Origin of the sequence: Micromonospora fulviviridis (assembly GCF_014648395.1) — a bacterium.
GTDB lineage: Bacteria > Actinomycetota > Actinomycetes > Mycobacteriales > Micromonosporaceae > Micromonospora > Micromonospora fulviviridis.
Map to the genome: position 1 here is coordinate 232,779 of NZ_BMRA01000002.1, position 26,579 is coordinate 259,357.

Here is a 26,579-nt window from a genome sequence, read left to right on the forward strand (position 1 = left end):
CGCCGCTTTTCCGGGTCGTGTCCGCGCGTCGCGGCACGAATCCACCGCCGTTTGTGTTATTCGCCTCAGAAGGGATGCCCGCATGGCGTCGCCGGAGATCGAGGACGGTCCGGACGGCCCCCTGGCCGGACACCCCCAGGCGCTGCGACCGCTGACCGGCGAGCTGATCGCCGCCGTGCTGGCCATCCGGGGGTACGCGGTGGCCCGGGACGCCGACGGCGACCTCGTGGGCCGCTGGGACCGGAGCCTGATCTGGTTCTTCCGGCGGGGCGGCGCCGGTGAGCTGCTCCAGGTGCGCACCGTCACGGCACACCGGTTCGGCATCGAGCACGTGCCCGACCTGCACGCCTTCTGCAACGCCTGGAACCACGACCGGCTCTGGCCGAAGGCGTTCGTGCACGTCGCCGACGACGGGCTGGCCCAGGTCTGCGGCGAGGTGACCACCGACCTGGAACGTGGGGTCACCCCGCACCAGCTCGACCAGCTCGTCGACTGCGGGGTCACCACCGGCTGCCAGCTCGCCGCCGCCGTGGCGGACCTGCCCGGCGGGGTGGTCCGGTGACCACCTCCCGGGACCGGGGCCTGGCCGGCGCGCTCTCCGACGCCCGGGACCTGCCCGACGGCGAGGCCCGCTGCGCCGAGCTGGAACGCATCGCCGCCCGGGCCGACGCCACCGGCGACCCGCGTACCGGCCTGGCGGCGCGGTTCGCGCTGGTCGAGGCGTACCTGCACCTGGGCGAGCGGTGGCGGACGGTGGAGCCGGTACGCCGCTGCGTGGCCACGGTGGACCGGCAACCGGGGCTGCTCGACGGCCCCGGCGAGGTCGAACGGCTGCACCGGCACCAGCGGCAGGCCGTGGAGGCGCTCTTCGGCACCCCCCGGGTGGCCCTGGACCAGGCCCGCTCCCTGTTGGACGATCTCGCCGACCGGCTGGGCCCGGACGCCGAGCCGGTGGCCGAGCTGCGCTGCCGGCTCGCCGACCACCTGGGCGACGAGCCGACCGCCCGCCGCGAGTACGACCGCTGGTCCGCCGGCGACGGGTCCGACCCGGTGGCCGGCTGTGCCGGCTGCGCCCCGGCCCGCCGGGCCGAGCTGCTGGCCGGCTGGGGCGAGCCGGCGGCCGCCCTGGCCGCGCTGGAGCCGGCGCTCGACGGCGAGCCGGGCTGCACCGACCAGCCGGAGCGGGCCCTCGCCGCGGGGATGCTGCCCTGGCTGCGTACCGGGGAGGCGGCGCGCGCCGCCCGGGCGCACGTGCGGGCGTACCGCCGGCACCGCCGGGAGCGGGCGGCGTTCCCGCAACTCGCCGCCCACCTGCGCTTCTGTGCCCTGGGCGGGCACCTGGCCCACGGGCTGGACGTGCTGGCCGAGCAGCTGCCCCGGCTGGACCACCCGGCCGACGACCTCTCCGCGATGGAGTTCGCCGCGGCGGGCGCGCTGCTCTGCGGGCTGGCCGTCGAGGCCGGTCTCGGCGGGCGGCGGATCCACCGCCCCGGGCACGGGCCCCGGCCGGCCGCCGAGGTGGACGTGGCGACGCTCGGCGGCCAGCTCCAGGCCCTCGCCACCACGTTGGCCGGCAGCTTCGACGCCCGCAACGGCACCGGCCACCAGTCCGGCCGGATCGCCTCCTGGCTGGCCGAGCGGCCGCTCGCCGACCCGGTGCCGCTGCCCGACGAGGACGACGTGGGGGCCGACCACGACCCGGCCGAGCCCGGGCCGCCCGGCGAGGAGGACGTCGCCCCGCTGAGCCTGCGGCTGCTCACCGCCGCCCTCGACGCGCGCGGCGACGCGTACACGCTGGATCCGGACGGCACCGTGGTGGGGCGCTGGAGCGAGGCGGTGGTCCAGTTCCGACGGCTCGGGCCGCAGGGCGAGGTGCTGCACGCCCGGGCCGTGGCGCTGCGCCGGCTGCCGGCCGCCCGCCGCGCCGAGGCGTACGCGTTCTGCAACGCCTGGAACCACGACCGGCTGCTGCCGGCGGCGTACGTGCACGACCCGGGCGACGGGACGCTGCTGCTGGCCGCCGACGTCACCACCGACCTGGCGTACGGGGTGGCCCCGGCGCAGCTCGTCGTGCTGGTCACCGCGGCGGTCAGCACCGGGGCCGCGTTCGCCGAGGCGGTCGCCGCGCTGCCCTGACCCCGGGCGCGGCGCGGCCCCCGGCCACCGGGCGGTGGTGGACGGGGGCCGCGGTCCGGTGCCGCCGGGGTCGACCCGGCGGCGGCTCAGCGGGCGGAGAACGCCAGGGCGTACTCGCCGGCGCCGGCCAGCCCGACCACGCGGTAGCGGTAGGCGCCGGCCGGGGTCTCGGCGGTCAGCCGGGCGAGGCCGTCGACGCTGTCGGCGCGGGCCACAGTGCGGAACGCGGTGCCGGTGAACCGTTGCAGCTCCAGCGCCACCCGGGCGCCCGCGGACACGCACGCCTCCTGGGCGCCGCCGGACACCCGGAAGAAGCGGCCGTCCGGTTGGACCTGCGCCCGCCCGGCGGCGATCCGGCCGGTCCGGCTCACCTGCCCGGTGCAGGCGGCCGCGTCGCCGGCCGGCGGGGTGGCCGGCGCGGTGCTCGCCGGCGGCGCGGTGGACCCGCCCCCGGCCGGCGGCGCGGAGGGCGCCGGCTGGCCGCCCGCGGTGACCAGGGTCAGGTTGTTGCGCTGGAGGATCTCGTTGACCGGCTGGAAGAAGGTCACCCCGCCGCTCGTGCAGTCACCGGAACCGCCGGAGGTGACGCCCTGCGCCTGGTCGCCGGAGAGCCAGGCGCCGCCCGAGTCGCCCGGCTCGGCGCAGACGTTCGTCCGGGTCAGCCCGGTGACCGTCCCCTCCGGATAGTTCACCGTGGCGTTCTTGGCCTGGATCACCCCGCAGCGGGTGCCGGTCGTCGAGCCGGAGCGGCACACCGAGGCGCCGACCGGGGCCTCGGTGGAGCCGTTCACCGGCACCGTGCCGCCGTTGAAGTCGTTCACCACGCCCTGCGGCGTCCACTGGCCGTTGACCTCGACGACGGCCCAGTCGTCGCCGGGGAACGAGGAGGCGGCGAAGGTGCCCTGGGCGACCCGGTTCGCGCCGGTGGTCCGGTCCCCCGGCCGGCCGCAGTGCCCGGCCGTGACGAAGCCGCCGACCACCGAGAACCCGACCGAGCAGCGGCCGGCGTCGTTGATGAAGTACGCGTCGCCGCCCCGCACGTCGAACAGCGGGCGGGGCGCCTCGTCGGCGGTCCGCACCCGTACCGCGCCGGCGGGCACCCCGCTGGCCTCGGCGAACCGGCGGCCGGCCGCCTCGGCGCCCGGCTGGGCGACCACCACCACCGAGTTGGTGGGCACGTCGACGTACCAGCCCGAGACGTCCGGGGTGGCGTCGCGGCCGGCCGCGTCGAGGCGGGTCTTCACCGCGTCCAGTTCGGCGACCCCGCGGTCGACCCGCTTCGGCACCGCGCCCGCGGCGGTCACCCGGGCCGCCTGCGCGGGATCGGCCACCGCCACGTTGAGCGTCGTGCCGTCGGCGCCGAGCCAGCTGCCGCCGTAGTCGGCGCCCAGTTCGCTGCGGAGTTTCGACACCGTGCCGGACGCCCACCGCTCGGTCTTCAGCCGCCGGGCCGCCTGGTCGCGGGTGAGCGAGAGGTCGCGGCTCAGCGCGTCCAGCACCTCGGGCGCGACGCCGTCGGACGCCGCCGGGGCGGTCCGCCGGGTCGCCGGGTTCTCGCCGGCGAACGACGGCAGGGTCACCGCCGCCGCCGTGCCCGCCGCCGCCACCAGTACGCCGATGGCTGTCATCCGTCTGCGGTCCATCCGCCACGCTCCTCCCGGCCACGCGGGGTACGCCTGCCGGAGCGGTATACGGAGACGGACGCCGATCGGTTGAAGGCGACCGGTCAGAATCGACCGAGGGTGGCGGGACGGCTTCGCGGCGTACCCGTCGAATGCGACGCCGGCCCACCGCGGACGGTGGGCCGGCGTGCGGTGCGTGCGGCGGTCAGACCTCGACGACCGTCGGCACGATCATCGGCCGGCGGCGGTACGCGTCGTTGACCCAGCGTCCGACGGTGCGCCGGACGATCTGCTGGAGCTGGTGCGGGTCGGTGATGCCGTCCGCGGCGGCCCGGTTCAGCGCCTCGGTGACCAGCGGGATGACCGGGTTGAACGCCTCCGGGTCCTCGGAGAAGCCCTTCGCCGAGAGGGTCGGCCCGCCGACCACCTTGCCGGTGACCGAGTCGACCACCACGGTGGTGGCGATGAAGCCGCCGTCGCCGAGGATCCGGCGCTCGGTGAGCAGCGACTCGCTGACGTCGCCGACGGCGAGGCCGTCGACGTAGACGTACCGGCTCTTCACGTGGCCGACCAGGCTGGCGCGCCCGTCGACCAGGTCGACCACGTCGCCGTCCTCGCAGAGCACCACCCGGTCCGGCGCGACGCCGGACTCGATGCCGAGCCGGGCGTGCGCCCGCAGGTGCCGCCACTCGCCGTGCACCGGCATGAGGTTGCTCGGGCGGGTGACGTTGAGCAGGTAGAGCAGCTCGCCGGCGGGGGCGTGACCGGAGACGTGCACCTTGGCCACGTCCTTGTGGATCACGGTGGCGCCGGCCCGGGCCAGCCGGTTGATCACCCGGTAGACCGAGGTCTCATTGCCCGGCACCAGCGAGGACGCGAGCACCACGGTGTCGCCGGGCGCGATGGTGATGTGCCGGTGGTCGCCGCTGGCCATCCGGCCCAGCGCGCTCATCGGCTCGCCCTGCGAGCCGGTGGACATGAGCACGATCTGCTCGGGCGGCAGCGTGGTGGCCTCCTCCAGCCCGACCACCAGGCCCGGCGGGATGTTGAGCAGGCCCAGGTCGCGGGCGATGCCCATGTTGCGCACCATCGACCGGCCGATCAGCGCCACCTTGCGGCCGTGCTCGACCGCCGAGTCGAAGACCTGCTGCACCCGGTGCACGTGCGAGGCGAACGAGGCCACGATGATCCGCCCCTTCGCCTTCGCGAAGATCGAGTCGAGCACCGGCCCGATCTCCCGCTCCGGGGTGACGAAGCCGGGGATCTCCGCGTTGGTGGAGTCGGAGAGCAGCAGGTCAACGCCCTCGGCGCCGAGCCGGGCGAAGCCCGCCAGGTCGGTGATCCGGCCGTCCAGCGGGAGCTGGTCCATCTTGAAGTCGCCGGTGTGCAGCACCAGGCCGGCGCCGGTGCGGATGGCCACCGCGAGCGCGTCGGGGATCGAGTGGTTCACCGCGAAGAACTCGCACTCGAACGGGCCGAGCCGCTCGCGCCGCCCCTCGGCGACGGTCAGCGTGTACGGCTGGATCCGCCGCTCGGCCAGCTTCGCCTCGACCAGCGCCAGGGTGAACTGCGAGCCGACCAGCGGGATGTCCGGCTTGTGGGCGAGCAGGTACGGCACCGCGCCGATGTGGTCCTCGTGGCCGTGGGTGAGCACGATGGCCTGCACGTCGGCCAGCCGGTCCAGGATCGGCCCGAAGTCGGGCAGGATCAGATCCACGCCCGGCTGCTCGACGTCGGGAAAGAGCACCCCGCAGTCGACGATCAGCAGCTTGCCGTCGTACTCGAAGACCGTCATGTTCCGGCCGATGGCGCCGAGTCCGCCGAGCGGGATGATCCGCAGGCCGCCCTCCGGCAGCGGCGGGGGCAGCTCACCCTCGATGTGCGCCTCGGTCACGCGTCACCTCATTCTGCGACGCCGTCGCGCGGCGTCCGTCGTGTCGTTCGATCATTCGGGTAGGGGCAGGCCCGCCGCGGCGCAGTCGGCGCGCAGCTGGGCCAGTTCGTCGCCGGTGGCGTCCACCAGCGGGGGTCGCACCGGGCCGGCCGGCAGGCCCTTGGCCGCCAGGCCCGCCTTCACCAGGATCACGCCCTGGGTCCGGAAGATGCCGGTGTACAGCGGCAGCAGCCGCCGGTGCAGGGCGAGCGCCGTGGCGGTGTCGCCCGCCTCGTACGCCTCGATCATCTGCTTGGTCTGCACGCCGGTGAAGTGCGTGGAGGTGCCGACCACGCCGACCGCGCCGACCGCGAGAGCGGGCAGGGTCAACGCGTCCTCGCCGCAGTAGTACGCCAGGTCGCTGCGGGCCAGCACCCAGGAGGTGGCGGTGAGATCGCCCTTGGCGTCCTTCACCGCCACGATCCGGCCGTGCTCGGCCAGCTTGACCAGGGTGTCGGTGGCGATCTCGGTGCCGGCCCGGTGCGGGATGTCGTACAGCATGATCGGCAGCCCGGTGGCGTCCGCGACCGCGGTGAAGTGGCGCAGCAGCCCGCTCTGCGGCGGCTTGTTGTAGTACGGCGTGACCACGAGCAGGCCGTGCGCGCCGGCCTTCTCCGCCTGCGCGGCCAGCTCGATGGTGTGCCGCGTGTCGTTGGTGCCCACGCCGGCGACGATCCGGGCCCGGTCGCCCACCGCCTCCGCGACGGCGCGGATCAGGGCCTCCTGCTCCGCGTCGGTGGTGGTCGGCGACTCGCCCGTGGTGCCGTTGAGCACCAGCGCGTCGTTGCCCTGCTCGTCGACGAGGTGGCTGGCCAGCCGGACGGCCCCGTCGAGGTCGAGCGATCCGTCGGCGGTGAACGGGGTCACCATGGCCGTGATCAGTCGTCCGAACGGGCGCGAGGCACCCCGGTTCGGGGCGGCAGGGAGGTCGTGCGTCATGTTCACAACCTAGCGGACGACCACCGGGGCCCCGGCGGCGAAGGGCGACGACTCACTCGGCGTGCGGAGAGGCCGCCACCTCGGTGCCGTCTGGCAGCGTGGAGATCACGAAGTCGGCGAACACGTTCGGGGCGACCCCCTGGAGCTGCCGCAGGCACTCCACGGCCAGCTCGCGGATCTCCACGTCGGCGTGCTCGGTGGCGCGCATCTTGATGAAGTGCCGCCACGCCCGGTAGTTGCCGGTCACCACGATCCGGGTCTCGGTGGCGTTGGGCAGCACCGCGCGGGCCGCCTGCCGGGCCTGCTTGCGGCGCAGCGTCGGGTTGGGCTCGTCGGTGAACCGGGCCTCCAGCCCCTCCAGCAGCTCGGTGTACGCCCGGACCGCCGCCTCGCTCGCCTCGACGAACTTCTTGTGCAGCTCCGGGTCGTCGGCGATCACGGCCGGCTCGACCATGGCCGCGTCCCGCTCCGGGACGTAGCGCTGGGACAGCTGGGAGTAGGAGAAGTGCCGGTGCCGGATCAGCTCGTGGGTGAAGGACCGGGACACCCCGCTGAAGTAGAAGCTCACCGAGCCGTGCTCCAGCACGGAGAGGTGCCCCACGTCCAGGATGTGCGCCAGGTAGCCGGCGTTGGTCGCGGTGGCCGGGTTCGGCTTCTTCCAGCTCTGGTAGCAGGCCCGGCCGGCGAACTCGGCGAGCGCCTGACCGCCCTCCGCGTCGGTCGACCACGGCACGTCGTCCGGGGCCTGGAACTGGGTCCACGCGATCAGCTTGACCTGGGGCTGCACCATCTCCGGCATTCCTGCGACTGTAGTGGCCGGTGGGCCGGCCGCGAAAGTTGGGCGCGCGGACGTGAACCAGCGCACCAGCGGCGAATCCTGGACACTTCCCGTCCGCGCCGGCGTCAGGTGTCCAAGATCTCGGTGCGGGTCAGACGTAGAGCGAGGTGAACGGGGCCCAGGGCAGGTTGCGGGCCACCGAGAAGGCGAGCCAGAGGGCCAGGAAGCCGCCGATCACCTTGGGGCTGATCCGCAGCTCCGGCAGCCGCCAGCCGAACGCCCGGTTCCCCGCCCAGCTCACGAACAGCCAGGCCAGGAACGGCAACGAGAAGACGAAGAGGAAGTGGTGCCGGGCGGCGGCGGGGAGGTCGGCGTGCAGCACGTACCAGAGGGCGCGGGTGCCGCCGCAGCCCGGGCAGTCCAGCCCGGTGGTGAGCTTGAGCAGGCAGGTCGGCCGGGCGTCCGGGTCGCTGTTGGTGGGGTCGCTGAGCAGGGCGTACGCCATGCCCAGGCCGACGCAGCCGAGCGCCGCGAGGGGCACCGCCCAGCGCGGGGCGCGGGCGTGCAGCCGCAGCACCAGGCGGGTGAACCGGTCCGGCTCGACCGGCGGGTAGGCCACCCCGGCGGGCCAGGTCGCCGCCCCGGCCGGGTGCTCCTCGTGCGGCCCGTAGTGGGCGTGCGGCCCGGCGGCGTGCGCGACGTGTGGCCCGGGCGGGACCGGGTGCGGGTCGGGCGCGGCGGCCGGCCGGTCAACGCTCGTCACGCGCTCACCGTACACCCGCCACGCCCACCAGGGCGGCGGCCAGCGGGGCGGCCAGGTCACCGGCGGCGGGCGGGGCGACCGCGTCCAGGCCGAGCCAGCCGGCGAGCCGGTAGAGCTCGGCGGCGAGCGCCACGGCGGTCTCCCCCGGGTCGGCGCCCGGCTCGACCCAGGCGGCCGGCACCAGCAGCACCCCGGCCTTCCGGTCGGCCTTGAGGTCGACCCGGGCGGTGAACCGCTCGCCCTGGAGGAAGGGGAGCACGTAGTAGCCGTGGACGCGCTGCGGCGCGGGCACGTAGATCTCGATGCGGTAGGTGAAATCGAAGAGCCGCTCGGCGCGGGCCCGCTCCCAGACCAGCGGGTCGAACGGGCTGACCAGGGTGTTGCCGCGCACCCAGCGGGGCAGCCGGGCCTGCGCGTGCAGGTAGGCCGGCTGCCGCCAGCCCGACACGGTGACCGGGGTCAGCTCACCCGCCTCGACCAGCTCGGCGATCGCCTGCCGGGCGCCGGCCACCGGCAGCCGGAAGTAGTCGCGCAGCTCGGGCTCGGCGGCCACGCCCAGCGACCGGGCGGCGATCGCCACGAGCGTGCGGTGGGCGTCGGCGTCGCTCGGGGTGGGCGCGTCCAGCACGGCGGCCGGCAGCACCCGTTCGGGCAGGTCGTAGCGGCGGGCGAACGAGGTGGTGCGGTCGGCGGCGGTCACCTCGCCGGCCCAGAACAGGAACTCGAGCGCCCGCTTGACGGTGGACCAGTTCCACCCCCAGTTGCCGGTCTCGCGCGGCGCGTCGTGCTCGATCTCGGCGGCGGTGAGCGGGCCCCGGGCGGCCACCTCGTCGCGCACCCAGGCGACCAGCTCGGGCTGCTCCTGGGCGATGCGGCGCATCCCGCCCCAGGCCGCGTCGTGGGCCCGGGCCATCCGCCAGCGCAGCGCCGGGTGCAGGCCCACCGGGACCAGCGACGCCTCGTGCGCCCAGTATTCGAACAGTTCGCGGGGGCGCCGGTAGGCCGCGGTGTCGAGCAGGCTGGTCGGGTAGGGCCCGAGCCGGCTGTAGAGCGGCAGGTAGTGCGCGCGTTGCAGGACGTTGACCGAGTCCATCTGGATCAGCCCGACCCGGTCGAGCACGCGGCGCAGGTGCCGGCGGGTGGGCACGCCGGTGGGCGTCGGGTCGGCGAAGCCCTGCGCGGCCAGGGCGATCCGGCGGGCCTGGGCGAGCGAGAGCGATTCCGGTGCGGCCATCGTCGGGGACCTTAATCCACCGGTACGACACGACGACTCGCAGCGCGGTGGCTGGACCGATCGCCCGACGCGGCATAGAACGGACAGGTGCCCACCATCCGCCGGGAGGAACCGGACGACGCGGAGGCGATCGCGCGGGTGCACATCCGCGGCTGGCAGGCCGGCTACGCCGGGATCATGCCGGACGAGGTGCTGAACCGGCTGAACCCGGCCGCCTGGGCGCAGCGCCGCCGGGATCTCGGCACGGCCGACCCGGAGCACCCGTTCACCACGCTGGTCGCCGAGGTCGACGGGGTCGTCGTCGGGTTCACCACCTTCGGGCCGTACCGGAACAACCAGGACCGGGGCGACCTGGACGCGCGGTACGGCGAGGTCCTGGCGCTCTACCTGGAGCCGGCGCACTGGAGATCCGGGATCGGGCGGGCGCTGCACGCCGCGGCCCGGACCGGGCTGGCGGAGCGGGCGTGGACGGAGTACCGGCTCTGGGTGCTCGCCGACAACGCCCGGGCACGCCGCTTCTACGAGCGGGCCGGGCTGTCACCCGACGGGGAGGAGTCCACCTACCCGGTGCCGCTGCACGGCGGGCGCGACCCGGTCCGGCTCCTCGAGCTGCGCTACACCGCCCGGCTCGACGGCTGACCCGGCGGGCCCGCCCCGACCGGCGGGGCCGCCGCCGATGGGCGCGGTCCAGCGGCGGATCGGCAGGGCGAGCAGCAGCGCCAGGCTGATCCAGACGTAGGTGTTGCTGCCCAGGAAGCCGTCCACCCCGGTGAAGTCCTTCTCCCAGGCCCAGACGATCCGGCTGGTCAGGAAGGCGTACCCGATGAGCGCGGCGGCCAGCAGCAGGCGGCGCCGGCGGCTGCGGGCGGGCGCCGCCATGCCGTTGTCGACCAGCAGGATCAGCCCCGGCAGCAGCCAGACCAGGTGGTGCACCCAGGTCACCGGGCTGACCAGGCACATGGTGGCGCCGGTCAGCGCCAGGCCGGTGGCCTCGTCGCCGGCGGCCACCGCGGCCCGGGAGCGCCAGCCCCAGACGACCAGGGTGGCGAGGACCAGCACCAGCCAGGCGACGGTGCTGGGGTGTCCCGGATCGAGCCGGGCCACCACCCCGCGCAGCGACTGGTTGGAGACGAAGGCCAGCTCGCCCACCCGGTCGGTGTTCCACAGCGCCTCGGTCCAGAACTCCCGGGAGGCGTCCGGGAAGAGCGCCGCGGCCACCAGGGTCGCGGCGGCCGCCGCGCCGATGGCGGTGAACGCGGCGCGCCAGCGGCCGGTGACCAGGAGGTAGACGATGAAGATGCCGGGGGTCAGCTTGATCGCGGTGGCCAGCCCGATGCCCACCCCGGCCCAGCGGCTGCGCGCCGGCAGCAACCGGAGCAGGTCCACCGCCACGAGGAACAGCAGCAGCATGTTGACCTGGCCGAAGTTCACCGTCTCGCGCATCGGCTCGTAGGCGGCGGCCAGGCAGAGCGCCACCGCGAGGACGAACCAGCGGGTCCAGCCGGCGCGCCGGGCGACCGGGTCGAGCAGCCACCAGATGACCACGGCGCTGACCACCACGGTGGCGGCCACGCTCACCGCGATCGCCGCCGGCCACGGCAGGTACGCCATCGGCAGCATGACCAGCGCGGCGAACGGCGGGTAGGTGAAGCCGTACTGGGTGCCGCCCTTGAGGAAGTCGTAGATCTCCCCGCCGTCGTGCACCCAGAAGGTCAGCGCGCCGTAGTAGACCTTGAGGTCGAAGAAGCCGTGCCGCACGGCCGCCACCGAGAGGAAGGCGGTCACCGCGCCGGCGAGCGCGACCACGACGACGACCTGCGCGATCGTCCGCCTGGCACCCTGCGCCACCGTCGCCCTCCTCGCCCTGCGTAGGCTCACGTGCCATGGCTCTCGGGTACGTCCGCCCCGCGCGTCCGGAGGACGCCGGCGAGATCGCACGCCTCCAGCTCGCCACCTGGCGGGCCGCGTACCGCCGGATCCTGCCCCGGCACGTGCTCGACAACCTGGACGAGGCCTACCTCGCCCGGCGGTGGAGCGCCGCGGTGCAGGAGCCGCCCTCGGGCGCGCACCGCGTGCTGGTCGCCGTCGAACAGGCCGAGCAATCGTATCTGGTGGGGTTCGCCGCCTCCGGTCCGGCCGACGCCGAGGCGCTCGCGCCGAGCGAGCCGGCCGAGGCGCTCGCCGACGGCGTGGCGGCGGTGACCGACCTGCTGGTGGAGCCGCGCTGGGGCCGGCGCGGGCACGGCAGCCGCCTGCTCGCCGCCATGGTCGACCACTGGCGGGAAGACGGCTTCACCCACGCGGTGGCCTGGGCGTTCGACGCGGACGCGGCGACCCGGAAGTTCCTCACCTCGACGGGCTGGGAGCCGGACGGCGCCGCCCGCGCGCTGGACGTGGACGACATGCTGGTCCCCCAGGTCCGCCTGCACGTCGGCGTCCCCACCGAGCCGGCCACTTCTTCCTGAGTACGCGCTGTCGGAGGTAGCGCCTACCGTGGCGGCATGACGACTGCACCCGCGCCGGTGACCAGTGACCTGGAGCCGTTCCGGGTCGAGCTGACGGGCTACGCCTACCGGATGCTCGGCTCGGTGTTCGACGCCGAGGACGCGGTGCAGGAGACCCTGCTGCGGGCCTGGCGCGGCCGGGACGGCTTCGACGGCCGGTCCAGCCTGCGCACCTGGCTCTACCGGATCGCCACCAACGTCTGCCTCGACCTGCTGCGCGGGCGCGGCCGGCGGGCCCTGCCGGTCGACCTGGGCGGCCCGGCCGCGCCGGTGGCCGAGTCGATCGGCACGCCGGTCGGCGGCTGGGTCGAGCCGGTGCCGGACACGGCGGTGCTGCCGGCCGACCCGGCCGAGCTGGCGGTGGCCCGGGAGTCGGTGCGGCTGGCGTTCGTGGCGGCGCTCCAGCACCTGCCGCCCCGGCAGCGCGCGGTGCTGATCCTGCGGGACGTGCTGCGCTGGCGCGCCGACGAGGTCGCCGACCTGCTCGACGCCACCGTGCCGGCGGTCAACAGCGCGCTCCAGCGGGCCCGGGCGACCCTGGCCGGGGTGCGCGCCGAGCACCGCGTCGGTCCGGATCTCGACCCGGTCGACCGCGACCTGCTCGACCGCTACGTGGACGCCTTCGCCCGCTACGACATCGACGCCCTGGTCGCGCTGCTGCGCGCGGACGCCGTGCAGAGCATGCCGCCCTACCGGATGTGGCTGCGCGGCGCGGCGGACATCGGCCGCTGGCTGGGCGGGCCGGGCGCCGAGTGCCGGGGCTCCCGGCTGGTGCGGGTCGCCGCGAACGGCGTACCGGCCCTGGCGCAGTACCGGGTCGACCCGGCCGGGGGCCACCAGGCCTTCTCGATCACCGTGCTGGAGTGCGCCGAGGGGCGGATCGCCCGGCTCACCCACTTCCTGGAGCCCCGGCTCTTCCCGCGCTTCGGGCTGCCGACCCGGCTCGATCCCCGACCGGCCGATGAATTTCCGCCCCCTGCGCCGTCCACCCCTGGTAGGCACGACGGAGGCGGCGCGCCGGCGGAGTGAGGAGCGGGTCATGTTCAGGGACACGAAGGCGTTCAGCGGGTTCTCGGTGGACGACCCGGATCGCGCGGAGCGGTTCTACACCGACGTCCTGGGGTTGCGGGTGTCCCGGGACGACGCGATGGGCGGCCTGCTGACCCTGCACCTGGCCGGCGACCGGCCGGTGCTGGTCTATCCGAAGGCCGACCACCGGCCGGCCACCTACACGGTGCTCAACTTCCCGGTCCCGGACATCGACCGGGCGGTGGACGAGCTGGTCGCGCGCGGGGTGCGGTTCGAGCGCTACGAGGGCATGCCGCAGGACGACAAGGGGGTCATGCGGGGCAACGGCCCGTCGATCGCCTGGTTCACCGACCCGGCCGGCAACGTGCTGTCGGTGCTCCAGGAGAGCTGAGCCGGGGTCGGCGGTCCCGGCACGGGGCGGGACCGCCGGCCGCCGGTCAGCCCTTGTCGGCGCCCTCGTTCGCGCCGCGGACGAAGTAGCGCTGGAAGATCACGAAGAGCACCGCCACCGGGATGGTGGCGAGCAGCGCGGCGCCCAGCTTGAGCGGATACTGGGTGCCCTTGCCGAGCGACCCGCTGACCAGGTCGGCCAGCCCCCGGGGCAGGGTGAACAGGTCCGGGTCCTGCACCGAGACCAGGCTGTGCGGGAACTCGTTCCAGGAGCCCTGGAACGACAGGATGGTCAGCGTGATGAGGGCCGGCCGTGCCATCGGCAGCACCACCGACCAGAACGTGCGGAAGACGCCCGCCCCGTCGATCCGGGCGGCCTCCTCGACGCTGACCGGCACCGACTCGAAGAACTGCTTCATGATGAACACACCGGCCGCGTCGGCGAGCAGCGGCACCACCAGGCCCGCGTAGCTGTCGTAGAGGCCGAGCTGCTTGAGCACCAGGAACTTCGGGATCAGCAGCACCACGCCGGGCACCGCCATCACCGCGATGACCGCGGCGAAGAGCCCGGCCCGGCCCCGGAAGCGCAGCCGGGCCAGCGCGTAGCCGGCGAGCGAGTCGAAGAAGACCCGGCCGAGGGTGACCAGCACGGTGACCAGCAGCGAGTTGCCGAGCCAGAGCGGGAAGTTGGTGCCGGCGAAGATCCGCTCGAAGCCCGCCAGGGTCAGCGGGTCGGGGATCGGCGACAGCGGGTTCGCCGCCGCGTCCGGCTCGGTCTTGAGCGAGTTGCCGAGTTGGATGACGAACGGGTAGAGGAAGACCAGCCCGAAGGCGATCAGGACCGCGTACCCGAGGATGCGGTTGACCCGGGCGCGCGGCCCGCGGTCGGCGCGGCGCGCGACGGGCGCCGCCGGCCGGTCGGTGAGCACGGCCATGTCAGGACCCCTCCGGTACGCGTCGCCGCCACCACCGGGCCCGCCGGGGCTCGTCCCGGTCGGCCATCACCCGGCGCTGGAGCAGGGTCAGCAGGATGATGATGAGGAACAGCACGAAGGAGATGGCCGCGCCGGCGCCGTAGTCGAAGTCCCGGAAGGCGGTCCGGTACGACAGGTACGCCGGGGTGAGCGTGGTCTTGGCCGGGTCGCCCTGGCTCATCACGTACACCTGGTCGAAGACCTGCCAGGAGCCGATCAGGCCGAGGGTGAGCACCAGGAAGGTGGTCGGCTTGATCAGCGGCAGGGTGACGTGCCGGAAGCGCTGCCAGCGGCTCGCCCCGTCGAGGGTGCTGGCCTCGTCGAGCGCCACCGGGACGTTCTGCAGCGCGGCCAGGAACATCAGCATGAAGGTGCCCGAGGTGGTCCAGATGACCAGGCTGATGATCGAGACCATGGCCACGCTCGGGCCGGCGAGCCAGTCCCACCAGGTCAGGCCGAACGGCCCGCCGGAGGTGAGCGCGCCGGGTGGGGTGTCCACCCCGACGGCGCCGAACAGCAGGTGCAGCACACCCCGGGAGTCGGCGAACCACTCCGGCCCGTCGACGCCGAGGAGGCCGAGCAGCTTGTTGACCGCGCCGGAGTTGGCGAACAGGAACAGGAACACCACGCTGATCGCCACGGAGCTGGTGACCGAGGGGAAGTAGAACGCGCTGCGGAAGAAGCCCTTCCCCTTGAGCATCCGGTTGTTGACCACCAGGGCGAGGCCGAGGGCGAGGACGGTCTGCACCGGCACGACGATGCCCACGTAGTACATGTTGTTGCGGATGCTCGTCATGAAATCGCGGCGGTCCAGCCCGTCCTCGGTGAACAGCCGGCTGTAGTTCTTCCCGCCCACGAAGGGCACGTCGCCGGTGAACGGGCTGCCCTGGCCGTTCCAGTCGGTGAGGCTCACCCAGAGCGCCATCAGGATCGGCAGCAGCAGGAAGAGCCCGAGGATCACGATCACCGGCGCGACGAAGAGCCAGCCGGCGACGTTCTCGTTGCCGCGGACACCGCCGCGACGGCGGCGTGGCGGCCGCACCGGTGTGGTGGCCGGGGCGCGCAGAGCTTCGGTTGCCATCTCCCCTCCCTCCTTGTCCGTGGGAGCCGGCGCGGAGGGGCCCGGCCGGGCCCCTCCGCCACCGCTCAGCCGCCGAGCGCCGCCTTGGCGTTCTTGTCGAAGTTGGCCAGGATCGTCTTCGGGTCACCGGTGGCGAGCCCCTGGAGGCCGGCTTCCAGGTCGCGCAGGACGCTGTCCATCTTCGGGGCGTTCACCGGGCCCTGGCCGTACGCGGCCCCGTCGATGAACGGCTTGTCCGCCGGGAAGGCGGTGGTGTACTGGTCGCGGACGGACTGCCGCGACGGCATCACGCCGAACGCCTTGGCGAAGGTCACCTGCTGGTCGCCCGCGGTCATCGCCTCGACGAACTTGATCGCCTGGTCCTTGAACTTCGACTTGGCCGCGATGCCCCAGCACTGGGTGAAGGAGAGGGTGCCCTGCCCCTTCGGGCCGGCCGGCAGCGGCACGACCTTGTACTTCACCTTCGGGAAGTCGTTCTGCAGGGCACCCTTGATCCAGTTGCCCTCGATGGTCATGACGGCCTTGCCCTTGCCGAACGCCTCCCCGGACCAGCCGGCGTCGAGCTGCTTCGGGAACTTCGCGTAGCCGTTGGTGAGCAGGGACTTCACGTACTGGAGGGCCTGGAGGTTCTCCGGGGTGTCGGCGGTGGCCTGCTTGCCGTCCTTGCTCATCAGCCAGCCGCCGTTCTGCACCATGAAGGCGCCGATCCGGTCACGGGTGTCGCCGAGGGCGAGCGCCACCATGCCCTTCGCCTTGATCTTCTGGCTGACGGCGGTGAGCTGGTCCCAGGTGGTCGGCACGTCGGCGTCGGCGAGGCCCGCCTTCGCCCAGAGGTCGGTGTTGATCTCCAGGGCGAGGGTGGAGAAGTCCTTCGGCGCGCAGTAGAGCTTGCCGTCGTAGGTGAACGTGGTGCGCAAGCTCTCGTAGAAGTCGTCCTTGTTGCTGATCTTGTCGCCGTACGGCTCCAGCGCCCCGACGCTGGCGTAGTCGGCGAAGCGGCTCGCGTCGACGTAGAAGACGTCCGGCGGGGTGCCGCCGGCGAGGGCCTGGCCGAGCTGCTGGGTGAGGTCCTGGGCCGGGGTCACGGTGGCGGTGTTGCCGCTGGACGAGGCCCACTTGGCGGCCGCGTCCTGCACTGCCTTGGTCTCGGCCTCGCCGGAGGAGCCGATCAGGATCTGGAGGCTGGCCGGGCCGCTGGACTGCTTGGTGTCGCTCCCGGAATCGTCGAAGCCGTTGCCGCACGCGGCGGAGCCGAACAGGGCGACGGCGGCGAAGCCGGCCACCGCCGCCCGGGTGAGGGTGCGAGGTGTCATCTGACTCTCCTGGTGGGGGATGTGGTCACGCCGTGTGCCGGAGCACCAGCGCGGGGGTGAGCAGCACGTGCGGGTCGGTGGGCTGGCCGTCGAGCAGGCCGGTGAGCAGGTCGACGCAGCGGGCGGCGGCCGCGGCGAGCGGCTGGCTGACGCTGCTCAACCCGACCGCGGCGGCCACCGGGGTGTCGTCGAAGCCGACGACGGCGACCGGCGCCGCCGCGCCCCGCGCCGCCTGGAGCGCGCCGAGGGCGAGCGAGTCACTGGCGCAGACCACCGCGGTCGGCGGCGCGTCGCGGGCGAGCAGGTCGCGCAGCTCCCGCTCGCCCTCGGCGATGCCGTCCTCGGTCTCCCGGCGCAGGCCGGCCACGTCGAGGCCGGCCGCCGTCATCGTGGTACGCCAGCCGGCGCACCGGTCGTCGCCGACGCCGGAGCCGGTCGGCCAGCCGAGGAAGGCGATCCGGCGGTGGCCGGTGTCGAGCAGGTGCCGGGTGACCTGCGCGGTGCCGGCGGCGCCGTCCACGTCGACCCAGGGGTGCCCGTCGAGGGCGTCCCAGGGCCGGCCGAAGGTCACGAAGGGCACCTCGCGCTCGGCCAGCCACGCGGTGCGCGGGTCGCCGTGCTTGGTGCCGGTGAGCACGAACGCGTCCAGGTCGTACGCGCCGAGCAGGTCGTCGTAGGTGCCGATCTCCTGGTCGTCGTCCCGGGCCGTGTAGAGCAGGACCCGGTAGCCGGCGGCGTCGGCGGTCTCGGTGAGGCCGTGCAGGAACCGGTCGAGCACCGAGCCGTTGATCCCGTCCCGGGTGGGCTCGATGCGGACCGCGATGAGCCGGGACCGCCCGGTCCGCATCTGCCGGGCGGCCTGGTTGGCGCGGTAGCCGAGGGCGGCGATGGCCTCCTCCACCCGCCGCCGGGTCTCCTCGCGGACGATGTGCGGCGCGTTGAGCACGTTGGAGACCGTCTGGCGGCTCACCTGGGCACGCCGGGCCACCGTCGCGATGGTCACCTTTTCAGCCACGAAATCCCTCTCGCCGCCTTGAACGATCCAACTCCGATACGGCAGGATTAGATCGTTCAAAGTTTCTGGAATGTTTCGCACTTTGCACCGGCCGGAGCCATCTGTCAAGACATCCCCGGCCCACCGATCAGCACCGGGAGTTCCCCTTGTCCGAACGCCACCTGCAACCGCTGCTGCACGACCTGGTCGGCGTGGTGCACGCCCCCACCAGCGCGCTGGGCGACGCGGCGGGCCAGATCCGGCCGCACGGCGTCCAGGGCGCCTTCCACGCCGACGCCCGGGTGCTCTCCCGCGCCGAACTGCGCCTCGACGACCGCGAGCCGGAGCCGCTGACCCGGGGATCGGCCGGGCCGCACGGCGCCCGCTTCGTGGCCCTGGCCCGCTGGCTCGGCGACCCGACCCCCGACCCGACCGTGCGGGTCGAGCGCACCCGCCAGGCCGGGCCGCACGGCCTCACCGAGGAACTCGTCGTGTCGTCCACCGCCACCGGCCCGGTCCGCACCACGGTCAGCGTCGACCTCGGCTGCGACCTCGCCCCCATCGAGCTGGTGAAGTCCGGCGGGAGCGGCGTGCCGCTGGAGGCCAAGGCCGGCGAGCCGGGCCGGGTCCAGTGGGCCGCCGAAGGGCTCACGGTGACCGTGACCGGCGAGGCGGCCACCGTGGACGCCGCCGGCGACCGCGCCACCGCACCCCGGCTGAGCTGGCCGGTCACGCTCGCCCCCGGCGAGTCGGCGACGCTGCGCTGGCGGCTCGCCGTCACCGACCCGAAGGCCGTGGTGACCGCCGCCCCGCCCGGCCCGGGCTGGTCCGAACCGACGGTACGCGCCGACGACCGCCGCCTGGTCCGGCTCCTCGACCGCTCCCTGGCCGACCTGCGCGGGCTGCGGCTGGCCGAGCCGGGCCACCCGGAGGACGTCTTCCTCGGCGCCGGCGTGCCCTGGTTCCTCACCCTCTTCGGCCGGGACAGCCTCTGGGCCGCCCGGATGATGCTGCCGCTCGGCACCGAACTGGCCGCCGGCACGCTGCGGGTGCTGGCCCGCCGGCAGGGCGTCCGGGTCGACCCGGCCACCGGCGAGGCGCCCGGCAAGATCCTGCACGAGCTGCGCCGGCACGAGTTCACCCTGGACGAGGGGCTGCGCCTGCCGCCCGCCTACTACGGCACGGTCGACGCGACCATGCTCTGGGTGGGGCTGCTGCACGACGCCTGGCGCTGGGGACTCGCCGCCGACCAGGTCGAGCCGCTGCTCCCGCACCTGGAGGCCGCGCTCGGGTGGCTCGGCGAGCACGCCGACGCCGACGGTGACGGCTTCGTCGAGTACGTCGACACCACCGGCCACGGCCTCGCCAACCAGGGCTGGAAGGACTCCGGCGACGCGGTGCGCTTCCGGGACGGCCGGCTGGCCGGGCCGCCCATCGTGCTGGCCGAGGTGCAGGGGTACGCGTACCAGGCCGCCGTGAACGGGGCCGACCTGCTCGACGCCTTCGGCCGCCCCGGCGCCGACCGCTGGCGCGCGTACGCCGACCGCCTCGCCGCCCGGTTCCGCGCCGCGTTCTGGGTCGACGGCCCGTACGGCCCGCAGCCCGCCCTGGCGCTCGACCGGGACAAGCGCCCGGTGGACTCGCTGACCAGCAACATCGGTCACCTGCTCGGCACCGGGCTGCTGTCGGACGCCGAGTCGGCGCAGGTCGCCGCCCTGCTCTCGACCGAGGCCATGGCGGGCGGCTTCGGGCTGCGCACCATGTCCACCGACGACGCAGGGTTCAGCCCGCTGTCCTACCACTGCGGGTCGATCTGGGCGCACGACACCGCCATCGTGCTCGGCGGGCTGGCCCGGGCCGGTCACCGCGAGGCGGCGCTACGGCTGGCCGACGGCCTGCTGGGTGCCGCCGAGGCGTTCGACTACCGCCTCCCCGAGCTGTACGGCGGGGACGACCGGGCGCTGCTCGGCCGGCCGGCGCCGTACCCGGCGGCGTGCCACCCGCAGGCCTGGTCGGCGGCGGCGGCCGTGCTGCTCCTCCAGGCCGGCCTGGGCGTCTACCCCGACGTGCCCGCCGGCCGCGTCGACCTCCGCCCCCTGGCCGGCCCCGAACTCGGCGCCCTGACCGCCCAGGGCCTGAGGATCGCCAACACCCCCGTCACGGTCACGGTCGACCACACCGGCACCCCGACGCTCACCGGCCTCCCCCCGTCCCTCCACATCCCCACCCCCCGCCCACCCACGGACCCCGCCCACACCCCCGCCTGACCCGCCTGACCCCTTTGAGTTGATCAAGAAGTTTGCGTCGAAAATCGGCTGCGGCCTGACGCAAACTTCTTGATCAACAGGGTGAGGGGGTGTGCGGCGGTCAGGGTGGGGTGAGTTCGGCGATCAGTTCGTCGTCCTCCAGGGCGCCTGTCGGGTGGAAGCCCAGGGAGCGGTAGAGGGTCGCCGCGGGGGTGTTGTCGGGGTGGTAGCTCAGGCGGATGGGGTGGCCTGCCTCGGCCAGCCAGTCGGTCAGGGTTTTCACGACGGCGCGGCCGATGCCGCGGTCCTGTTCGGCGGCGTCGATCACCATGCCGCCGATCCAGCGGGAGTCGTCGTCGTCCACACCCCACATGACGTGTCCGACCACCGTCTCGTCCGCGTAGACGGCGAGCGAGGTCCAGACGTCCGAGCGCATGGTCAGCACCAGGTAGCGGGCGGCCAGCGCGGGCACGAAGTCCCGCTGGTCGTCGCGGGGGGCGACGTCGGCCACCGCCCGCCAGTTGTCGTCGTCCACCGGCCGCAGGGTCACCCGGCGGCCGGCGCGGTCGCACTGCCCGGAATCGATCATCGCGGTCAGCCTAGGGCCGGCCCGCCCACCCGGCCATCGCTTTCGCCGGAGCCGCCACCCCGCACGCGGCCCGCACGGCCGGCCGCCGGGCGGACGGCCCGCAGGGCCAAGGGCCACCGGGGACGGCATCGCCGAGGGAGCGGTATCGGCGGGTCTCGGACACCGCCACCTCGGCGAGCTGGAGTCGATCAAAGCCGGGGGACGCCGGCCGTGACGGTCAGCCGGCCGACGCGGTCGCGGCGGCGTCCAGGTAGGGGCGGGGGTCGCCGGCGCCGAGGTCGGTGATGCCGGCGCTGTGCAGGGCGCCGATGGCCAGGGTGCGGCGCACGGCGGCGAAGGTGATCACGTGGCCGATGGTGCCGCCCAGCGTGTGGGTGGTCGGCGGCGCGCAGGTGGTGTCGACGAAGGTGTCCGCCAGGGTGCCGGCGGCCAGCGTCCGGGCCACGAAGGCCTGCCAGTCGCGGCCGGCGACCCCGTGCCGGGCGGCCAGCCCGGACACCGACCGGTCGCTCTCGTCGGGCCACTCGCCGCCGCGCAGCGCCGAGAGCCAGTGCTCCTCCTGGGTGACCATGGCGTTGATCAGCGAGCGGAGCGTGGGCTGCTCGTCGATGGTCTCCACGGACACGGTGACGGGCCGGTCGAGCACCTCCTCGTCGAGCCTGCCAGCGCGGTCGATGATCGCGGTGAGGGTCTCGACGTGGTGGTCGACCAGGTGCTGGAGAACGTTCATGGGGGTCTCCTGACGTGCCGCCGGCAGCCGCAGGCCACCGGGCGGTTGGAAGTGGACGCCGCTGGGGCAGGGCAGCTCCAGCTCGCGGAAGGTCAGCGGCGGGCGCCGCCGGACCACGGTCGGGGCGACGCCGTACGACCGCTGGAAGGCGCGGGTGAACGCCTCGTGCGAGCCGTACCCGGCCTCGACGGCGATGTCGAGGACGGTTCGGTCGCTGGTGATGAGCCGGTGCGCCGCGCGCTCCAGGAGCAGCCGGCGGCGCAGCGCGCCCGGCGGTTCCCCGGTGGCCGCGGCGACCAGCCGGTCGAAGTGGAACCGGGACAGGTGGGCCCGGGCGGCCAGATTCGCCGGTCCGGTCTCCGGGTGGTCCAGGGCGACCTGGAGCACGTCGAGGAGGCCGGTGAGTCCGTCCGTCTGGGTCATGTGGACAGCCTGCACCCGCCGGGGGCGGCGTCGCTTGATCGGCGTTGCGCACCTGCGCGCCGCCGGCCGCCGTCAGGTGCGGCCGGTCAGCGGCGGGAGTCAGTCGAGCAGGGCGTCCAGGCCGACGGTGAGGCCCGGCCGGTGGCGCACCTCGCGCACCGCCAGCAGCACGCCGGGCATGAACGAGGCCCGGTCGTACGAGTCGTGCCGGATGGTCAGCGTCTCGCCCGTGGTGCCGAAGAGCACCTCCTGGTGGGCGACCAGGCCGGTGGCGCGGACCGCGTGCACGCGTACCCCGTCGATCTGGGCGCCGCGGGCGCCGGGCACCTCGTCCCTGGTGGCGTCCGGCGCGGGCCCGAGCCCGGCCTCGGCGCGGGCCTGGGCGACGAGCCGGGCCGTGTGGGTGGCGGTGCCGCTGGGCGCGTCCAGCTTGCGCGGGTGGTGCTGCTCGATGATCTCGACGGACTCGAAGTGCCGGGCCGCGCGGGCGGCGAACTGCATCATGAGCACCGCGCCGATGCCGAAGTTGGGGGCGATCACCACGCCGACGCCGGGCTTGGCGGCCAGCCAGCCGCGCACCTGTTCGAGCCGCTGCCCGGTGAAGCCGGTGGTGCCGACCACCGCGTTGATGCCCTGGTCGATGCACCAGCGCAGGTTGTCCATGACGACGTCGGGGGTGGTGAAGTCGACGACCACCTCGGCGCCGGCGACGGCGGAGAGGTCGTCGCCCTGGTCGATCGTCGCCACCAGGTCCAGGTCGCCGGCCGCGTCGACGGCCTTGCAGACCTCCATGCCCATCCGGCCGCGGGCGCCCAGCACACCGACCCGGACCGCCTCGGCCGGGTCCTTCTCCTGCTCGTCAGTCACGGGGCACAACCTATCCCAATCGGGACGGGGCCACCCCGACGGACCGGGAAGCGGGACGGTCAGCGCGCGGCGAAGGCGGACTCGTCGAACGGGCCGACCACGGCGAGGGACATCGGCCGGCCGAGCAGCTCGGCGGCGAGGGCGTTGACGTCGTCCAGGGTCACCGCGTCGACCCGGGCCAGCAGCTCGTCGACCGGCATGAGGTTGCCGTAGAGCAGCTCGCCCTTGGCCAGCCGGCTCATCCGGGAGCCGGTGTCCTCCAGGCCGAGGACGAAGGAGCCCTTGCTCATCCCCTTGCCCCGGGCCAGCTCGGCCTCGGTGATGCCGGTGGTGGCCACCCGCTGGAGCTCGGCCCGGGTCAGGTCCAGCACCTCGTCCACCTTGCCGGGCGCGCAGCCGGCGTAGACGGCGAACAGGCCGCTGTCGGCGTACTGGCTGGCGTAGGAGTAGACCGAGTAGGCCAGGCCGCGCTGCTCCCGGATCTCCTGGAACAGCCGGCTGGACATGCCGCCGCCGAGCACGTTGTTGAGCACCCCGAGGGCGAAGCGCCGCTCGTCGAGGCGGTCGATGCCGGGGCAGCCGAGGATGACGTGCGCCTGCTCGGTCTCCTTCGGCTCGACCAGGGTGGCGGCCGGCTTCGTGCGTACCGCCGGGGTGGCCGACCGGTGCGGGGCCGGCGCGGCCGGGTCGGTGTCCAGCGGGGTGCCGCGCAGCGCCTGCCGGACCAGCTTGACCACGGCGGCGTGGTCGAGGTTGCCGGCGGCCGCGATGACGATCTGCGGCGCGGTGTAGCGGCGGCGGTAGAAGCTCTGGATCTGCCGCCGGGTCATCGGGGTGACCGTCTCCTCGGTGCCGGAGATCAGCCGGCCGAGGGGGTGGTCGCCGTAGACGGCGCGGGCGAAGAGGTCGTGCACCTCGTCGCCGGGCTCGTCGTCGTGCATGGCGATCTCTTCGAGGATGACGCCGCGCTCGGTCTCCACGTCGGGAGCGGCCAGCACCGAGTCGGCGACCAGGTCGCACATGACGTCGATGGCCAGCGGCAGGTCCTCGTCGAGCACCCGCGCGTAGTAGCAGGTGTATTCCTTGGTGGTGAAGGCGTTGGTCTCGCCGCCCACCGCCTCGATCTCCGAGGAGATCTCCAGCGCGCCGCGCTTGTTGGTGCCCTTGAAGAGCAGGTGCTCCAGGAAGTGCGCGGCGCCGGCCTGCGGCCCGGTCTCGTCGCGCGAGCCGACCGCCACCCAGATGCCGAACGAGACGCTGCGCATCGCCGGGATCGCCTCGGTGAGCACCCGCAGGCCGCTCGGGAGCACGGTGCGGCGGACGGTGCCGCCCAGCGGGTCGTCGCTGAGCGTGCGGGTGACCGCCCGGGCCGCTCCGCCCGCGGGGCGCGCGACCTCGGACGACGTCACCCCCCGTCGAGACGCCGGGAAGGACGAACGCCGGGTCCGACTCACGAGGAACCTGCTCTCAGTTCGACGAGGGGTGGGTGGTGCGGGGGTGACGAACGAAGCCGGCCGGGTGACGCCGTGGGCGTCACCCGGCCGTTCGGTGAATCAGCTGTGCCGGGTGCGGCGCCGCGGACGGCCGTCGCCGCCGCCCTCGCCGCCGCCCTCGCCGCGCTCCGGACCCCGGGCGCCGCGCTCGCCGCCACGCTCGCGGTCGCCGCGGTCCCGCGGGCCACGGTCGCCGCCGCGGTCCCGGCCGGCCGGACGCTCGCCACCGGCGGCCTCCTCGGCGGCCGGCGCCTCGGCGCCCTCCGGGCGGACCTTGTCCAGGTAGATCTTGCCGCGCTGGTCGATGTCGGCGATCTCGACCTCGACCTTGTCGCCGACGTTGAGGAAGTCCTCGACCTTCTCGACCCGCTTGCCGTCGCCCACCTTGGAGATGTGCAGCAGGCCGTCGCGGCCCGGGAGCAGCGAGATGAAGGCGCCGAACGCGGCGGTCTTCACCACGGTGCCGAGGAACCGGTCGCCGACCTTCGGCAGCGTCGGGTTGGCGATCGCGTTGATCCGCTCGACCGCGGCCTGGGCCGACGGGCCGTTGGTCGCGCCGACGTAGATGGTGCCGTCGTCCTCGATGGAGATCTCGGCGCCGGTCTCGTCCTGGATGGCGTTGATGGTCTGGCCCTTCGGGCCGATCACCATGCCGATCTTGTCGACCGGGATCTTCACGGTGGTGACCCGCGGGGCGTAGTCCGACATCTCGGCCGGCGCCTCGATGGCCCGCTGCATCACGTCGAGGATGGTCTGCCGGGCCTCGTTCGCCTGCTGGAGCGCGGCGGCAAGCACGTCCGACGGGATGCCGTCGAGCTTGGTGTCGAGCTGGAGCGCGGTGACGAAGTCCCGGGTGCCGGCGACCTTGAAGTCCATGTCGCCGAACGCGTCCTCGGCGCCGAGGATGTCGGTCAGCGTCACGTACTGGGTCTTGCCGTCGACCTCGTCGGAGATGAGGCCCATGGCGATGCCGGCGACCGGCGCCTTCAGCGGCACACCGGCCGAGAGCAGGCCCAGCGTCGAGGCGCAGACCGAGCCCATCGAGGTGGAGCCGTTGGAGCCGAGCGCCTCCGAGACCTGCCGGATGGCGTACGGGAACTCCTCGCGCGACGGCAACACCGGGATCAGCGCGCGCTCGGCGAGAGCGCCGTGGCCGATCTCGCGCCGCTTCGGCGAGCCGACCCGGCCGGTCTCACCGGTCGAGTACGGCGGGAAGTTGTAGTTGTGCATGTAGCGCTTGCGGTTCTCCGGGGACAGCGTGTCCACCATCTGCTCCATGCGCAGCATGTTCAGCGTGGTGACGCCCAGGATCTGGGTCTCGCCCCGCTCGAACAGCGCCGAGCCGTGCACCCGCGGCAGCACGCCGACCTCGGCGGTCAGCGGGCGGATGTCCCGCGGGCCGCGGCCGTCGATGCGGACCTGCTCGCGCAGCACCCGGTTGCGGACCTCGGACTTGGTCAGCGACCGGAAGGCGGCGGAGAGCTCCTTCTCGCGGCCCTCGAACCGACCGCCGAGCTCCTCGGCGACCTTGGCCTTGACCCGGTCCAGGGCCTCCTCGCGGTCCGCCTTGCCGGCGATCTTGAGGGCCTCGGCGACCTCGGCGCGGGCCACCTCGGCCACGGCCTCGTACGCGTCGTCCTGGTAGTCCAGGAAGACCGGGAACTCGGCGACCGGCTTGGCGGCCACCTCGGCCAGCTCGCTCTGCGCGCGGCACAGCTCGCGGATCGCCGGCTTGGCGGCCTCCAGGCCGCTGGCCACGATCTCCTCGGTCGGGGCGGTGGCGCCGTCCGCGATCAGGGCGACGGCGTGCGGCGTGGCCTCGGCCTCGACCATCATGATCGCGACGTCGCCGTCGGCCAGCGCCCGGCCGGCCACGACCATGTCGAAGGTGGCCCGGGCCAGCTCCTCCAGGGTCGGGAAGGCGACCCACTGGCCGTCGACGTGCGCGACCCGGGTCGCGCCGATCGGGCCGGAGAACGGCAGGCCGGACAGCTTGGTGGACATCGAGGCGGCGTTGATCGCCACCACGTCGTACGGGTGCTGCGGGTCGAGCGCCAGGACGGTCTCGACGACCTGGACCTCGTTGCGCAGGCCCTTGACGAACGACGGGCGCAGCGGCCGGTCGATCAGCCGGCAGGTGAGGATGGCGTCCTCGCTCGGCCGGCCCTCGCGGCGGAAGAACGAGCCGGGGATCCGGCCCGCGGCGTACATCCGCTCCTCGACGTCGACGGTCAGCGGGAAGAAGTCGAACTGCTCCCGGGGCTGCTTGCCGGCGGTGGTGGCGGAGAGGACGACCGTCTCGCCCAGCTGGGCGATGACGGAGCCGGCGGCCTGGCGGGCCAGGCGGCCGGTGGAGAAGGTGATCTCGCGGGTGCCGAACGACCCGTTGTCGATCACGGCGGTGCGGGATTCGGTGCCGAGGTTGGTCTCGGTCATGTGCTGTGGTGCTCCTTCGCGTCGTCGGCCCACGACACGGGGAACTGCTCAGGCGGCCGGTCTTCGATCGAAGCGCCCGGGTGGCCGGCATGATGCCGGGATTCC

Annotated in this window: 23 protein-coding genes; 7 read left to right on the forward strand and 16 right to left on the reverse strand. The window is 74.1% G+C overall.

The genetic code is table 11. The annotated features are described in order from the left end of the window. Positions 1-82: 82 nt before the first annotated feature. Positions 83-562, forward strand: coding sequence for a type III secretion system chaperone family protein (locus IEY96_RS06040; RefSeq protein ID WP_189193805.1), 480 nt, complete (start codon positions 83-85; stop codon positions 560-562). Continuing rightward, entirely contained in the window at positions 559-2,136 is a 1,578-nt protein-coding gene (locus IEY96_RS06045) for a type III secretion system chaperone family protein (protein ID WP_189193806.1), read from the forward strand. The genes IEY96_RS06040 and IEY96_RS06045 overlap by 4 nt, the downstream gene beginning before the upstream one ends. 86 nt (positions 2,137-2,222) lie before the next feature. Here IEY96_RS06045 and IEY96_RS06050 read toward each other — a convergent pair whose 3' ends face one another. From IEY96_RS06050 to IEY96_RS06075, 6 genes are all read right to left on the reverse strand, one after another. After that, positions 2,223-3,779 carry a S1 family peptidase gene (locus tag IEY96_RS06050; RefSeq protein ID WP_189193807.1) on the reverse strand — a complete coding sequence of 519 codons (1,557 nt, stop codon included), beginning with the start codon at positions 3,777-3,779 and terminating at the stop codon, positions 2,223-2,225. 184 nt (positions 3,780-3,963) lie between these two features. After that, positions 3,964-5,652, reverse strand: coding sequence for a ribonuclease J (locus IEY96_RS06055; protein ID WP_189193808.1), 1,689 nt, complete (start codon positions 5,650-5,652; stop codon positions 3,964-3,966). A gap of 51 nt (positions 5,653-5,703) precedes the next feature. Further along, positions 5,704-6,630, reverse strand: a complete 927-nt coding sequence (gene dapA / locus IEY96_RS06060) for a 4-hydroxy-tetrahydrodipicolinate synthase (RefSeq protein ID WP_189193809.1) — start codon at positions 6,628-6,630, stop codon at positions 5,704-5,706. A gap of 52 nt (positions 6,631-6,682) precedes the next feature. Then, a complete protein-coding gene (gene thyX / locus IEY96_RS06065; protein ID WP_091321886.1) occupies positions 6,683-7,420 on the reverse strand; it encodes an FAD-dependent thymidylate synthase in 738 nt (245 codons plus the stop codon). Between the two features lie 139 nt (positions 7,421-7,559). Continuing rightward, on the reverse strand, positions 7,560-8,186 hold the full coding sequence (locus tag IEY96_RS06070) for a DUF2752 domain-containing protein (RefSeq protein WP_189193810.1): 627 nt from the start codon (positions 8,184-8,186) through the stop codon (positions 7,560-7,562). Further along, positions 8,176-9,405: a winged helix-turn-helix domain-containing protein gene (locus tag IEY96_RS06075; RefSeq protein ID WP_189193811.1), complete on the reverse strand. Its 1,230-nt coding sequence runs from the start codon at positions 9,403-9,405 to the stop codon at positions 8,176-8,178. The genes IEY96_RS06070 and IEY96_RS06075 overlap by 11 nt, the downstream gene beginning before the upstream one ends. Before the next feature lie 87 nt (positions 9,406-9,492). Between IEY96_RS06075 and IEY96_RS06080 the strand changes: the two genes are divergently transcribed. After that, entirely contained in the window at positions 9,493-10,044 is a 552-nt protein-coding gene (locus tag IEY96_RS06080; protein ID WP_189193812.1) for a GNAT family N-acetyltransferase, read from the forward strand. Here the strand turns inward: IEY96_RS06080 and IEY96_RS06085 are convergent. After that, positions 9,943-11,253: a glycosyltransferase 87 family protein gene (locus IEY96_RS06085; protein ID WP_189193813.1), complete on the reverse strand. Its 1,311-nt coding sequence runs from the start codon at positions 11,251-11,253 to the stop codon at positions 9,943-9,945. The two genes, IEY96_RS06080 and IEY96_RS06085, sit on opposite strands and share 102 nt — an antisense overlap. A 35-nt stretch (positions 11,254-11,288) precedes the next feature. Between IEY96_RS06085 and IEY96_RS06090 the strand changes: the two genes are divergently transcribed. From IEY96_RS06090 to IEY96_RS06100, 3 genes are read left to right on the forward strand one after another with little or no spacing between them, the layout of a single operon-like run. Then, entirely contained in the window at positions 11,289-11,870 is a 582-nt protein-coding gene (locus IEY96_RS06090; RefSeq protein WP_189193814.1) for a GNAT family N-acetyltransferase, read from the forward strand. Positions 11,871-11,906: 36 nt separating this feature from the next. Beyond that, entirely contained in the window at positions 11,907-12,938 is a 1,032-nt protein-coding gene (locus tag IEY96_RS06095) for a sigma-70 family RNA polymerase sigma factor (RefSeq protein WP_189193815.1), read from the forward strand. 10 nt (positions 12,939-12,948) lie between these two features. Then, positions 12,949-13,329, forward strand: a complete 381-nt coding sequence (locus IEY96_RS06100) for a VOC family protein (protein ID WP_189193816.1) — start codon at positions 12,949-12,951, stop codon at positions 13,327-13,329. A 46-nt stretch (positions 13,330-13,375) separates the two neighbouring features. Here the strand turns inward: IEY96_RS06100 and IEY96_RS06105 are convergent, their stop codons facing one another. The 4 genes from IEY96_RS06105 to IEY96_RS06120 all read right to left on the reverse strand — a co-directional run bounded on the left by IEY96_RS06105 (position 13,376) and on the right by IEY96_RS06120 (position 17,711). After that, on the reverse strand, positions 13,376-14,263 hold the full coding sequence (locus IEY96_RS06105; RefSeq protein ID WP_189193817.1) for a carbohydrate ABC transporter permease: 888 nt from the start codon (positions 14,261-14,263) through the stop codon (positions 13,376-13,378). 1 nt (position 14,264) lies between these two features. Continuing rightward, a complete protein-coding gene (locus IEY96_RS06110) occupies positions 14,265-15,383 on the reverse strand; it encodes a carbohydrate ABC transporter permease (RefSeq protein ID WP_189193818.1) in 1,119 nt (372 codons plus the stop codon). A gap of 65 nt (positions 15,384-15,448) precedes the next feature. Beyond that, positions 15,449-16,696, reverse strand: a complete 1,248-nt coding sequence (locus tag IEY96_RS06115; RefSeq protein ID WP_189193819.1) for a sugar ABC transporter substrate-binding protein — start codon at positions 16,694-16,696, stop codon at positions 15,449-15,451. A gap of 25 nt (positions 16,697-16,721) precedes the next feature. Further along, positions 16,722-17,711: a substrate-binding domain-containing protein gene (locus IEY96_RS06120; RefSeq protein WP_189193820.1), complete on the reverse strand. Its 990-nt coding sequence runs from the start codon at positions 17,709-17,711 to the stop codon at positions 16,722-16,724. Positions 17,712-17,857: 146 nt separating this feature from the next. On the opposite strand from IEY96_RS06120, the gene IEY96_RS06125 reads away from it, so the two are divergent. Continuing rightward, a complete protein-coding gene (locus IEY96_RS06125) occupies positions 17,858-19,957 on the forward strand; it encodes an amylo-alpha-1,6-glucosidase (protein WP_189193821.1) in 2,100 nt (699 codons plus the stop codon). Positions 19,958-20,057: 100 nt separating this feature from the next. Here the strand turns inward: IEY96_RS06125 and IEY96_RS06130 are convergent, their stop codons facing one another. The 5 genes from IEY96_RS06130 to IEY96_RS06150 form a co-directional block, all read right to left on the reverse strand. Continuing rightward, the gene (locus IEY96_RS06130; RefSeq protein WP_189193822.1) at positions 20,058-20,525 is read right to left on the reverse strand and encodes a GNAT family N-acetyltransferase; all 468 of its coding nucleotides are present in this window, start codon (positions 20,523-20,525) and stop codon (positions 20,058-20,060) included. A 217-nt stretch (positions 20,526-20,742) separates the two neighbouring features. Further along, complete coding sequence (locus tag IEY96_RS06135; protein WP_189193823.1) at positions 20,743-21,678, reverse strand: helix-turn-helix domain-containing protein; 936 nt, start codon at positions 21,676-21,678, stop codon at positions 20,743-20,745. A gap of 99 nt (positions 21,679-21,777) precedes the next feature. Continuing rightward, positions 21,778-22,545, reverse strand: coding sequence for a 4-hydroxy-tetrahydrodipicolinate reductase (dapB, locus tag IEY96_RS06140; RefSeq protein ID WP_189193824.1), 768 nt, complete (start codon positions 22,543-22,545; stop codon positions 21,778-21,780). A gap of 59 nt (positions 22,546-22,604) precedes the next feature. Beyond that, complete coding sequence (locus IEY96_RS06145) at positions 22,605-23,954, reverse strand: M16 family metallopeptidase (RefSeq protein ID WP_189193825.1); 1,350 nt, start codon at positions 23,952-23,954, stop codon at positions 22,605-22,607. Between the two features lie 144 nt (positions 23,955-24,098). Beyond that, positions 24,099-26,474 (reverse strand): polyribonucleotide nucleotidyltransferase, encoded by a 2,376-nt coding sequence (locus IEY96_RS06150; RefSeq protein ID WP_189193826.1) that lies wholly within the window; start codon positions 26,472-26,474, stop codon positions 24,099-24,101. Between the last annotated feature and the right edge of the window lie 105 nt (positions 26,475-26,579).

Excerpts from the sequence above, each read along its gene's own strand:
- IEY96_RS06040 (WP_189193805.1), top strand. The coding sequence starts at position 83 with ATGGCGTCGCCGGAGATCGAGGACGGTCCGGACGGCCCCCTGGCCGGA.
- IEY96_RS06050 (WP_189193807.1), bottom strand. The coding sequence starts at position 3,779 with ATGGACCGCAGACGGATGACAGCCATCGGCGTACTGGTGGCGGCGGCG.
- dapA (WP_189193809.1), bottom strand. The coding sequence starts at position 6,630 with ATGACGCACGACCTCCCTGCCGCCCCGAACCGGGGTGCCTCGCGCCCG.
- thyX (WP_091321886.1), bottom strand. The coding sequence starts at position 7,420 with ATGGTGCAGCCCCAGGTCAAGCTGATCGCGTGGACCCAGTTCCAGGCC.
- IEY96_RS06075 (WP_189193811.1), bottom strand. The coding sequence starts at position 9,405 with ATGGCCGCACCGGAATCGCTCTCGCTCGCCCAGGCCCGCCGGATCGCC.
- IEY96_RS06090 (WP_189193814.1), top strand. The coding sequence starts at position 11,289 with ATGGCTCTCGGGTACGTCCGCCCCGCGCGTCCGGAGGACGCCGGCGAG.
- IEY96_RS06095 (WP_189193815.1), top strand. The coding sequence starts at position 11,907 with ATGACGACTGCACCCGCGCCGGTGACCAGTGACCTGGAGCCGTTCCGG.
- IEY96_RS06100 (WP_189193816.1), top strand. The coding sequence starts at position 12,949 with ATGTTCAGGGACACGAAGGCGTTCAGCGGGTTCTCGGTGGACGACCCG.
- IEY96_RS06105 (WP_189193817.1), bottom strand. The coding sequence starts at position 14,263 with ATGGCCGTGCTCACCGACCGGCCGGCGGCGCCCGTCGCGCGCCGCGCC.
- IEY96_RS06110 (WP_189193818.1), bottom strand. The coding sequence starts at position 15,383 with ATGGCAACCGAAGCTCTGCGCGCCCCGGCCACCACACCGGTGCGGCCG.
- IEY96_RS06115 (WP_189193819.1), bottom strand. The coding sequence starts at position 16,696 with ATGACACCTCGCACCCTCACCCGGGCGGCGGTGGCCGGCTTCGCCGCC.
- IEY96_RS06130 (WP_189193822.1), bottom strand. The coding sequence starts at position 20,525 with ATGATCGATTCCGGGCAGTGCGACCGCGCCGGCCGCCGGGTGACCCTG.
- IEY96_RS06135 (WP_189193823.1), bottom strand. The coding sequence starts at position 21,678 with ATGACCCAGACGGACGGACTCACCGGCCTCCTCGACGTGCTCCAGGTC.
- IEY96_RS06150 (WP_189193826.1), bottom strand. The coding sequence starts at position 26,474 with ATGACCGAGACCAACCTCGGCACCGAATCCCGCACCGCCGTGATCGAC.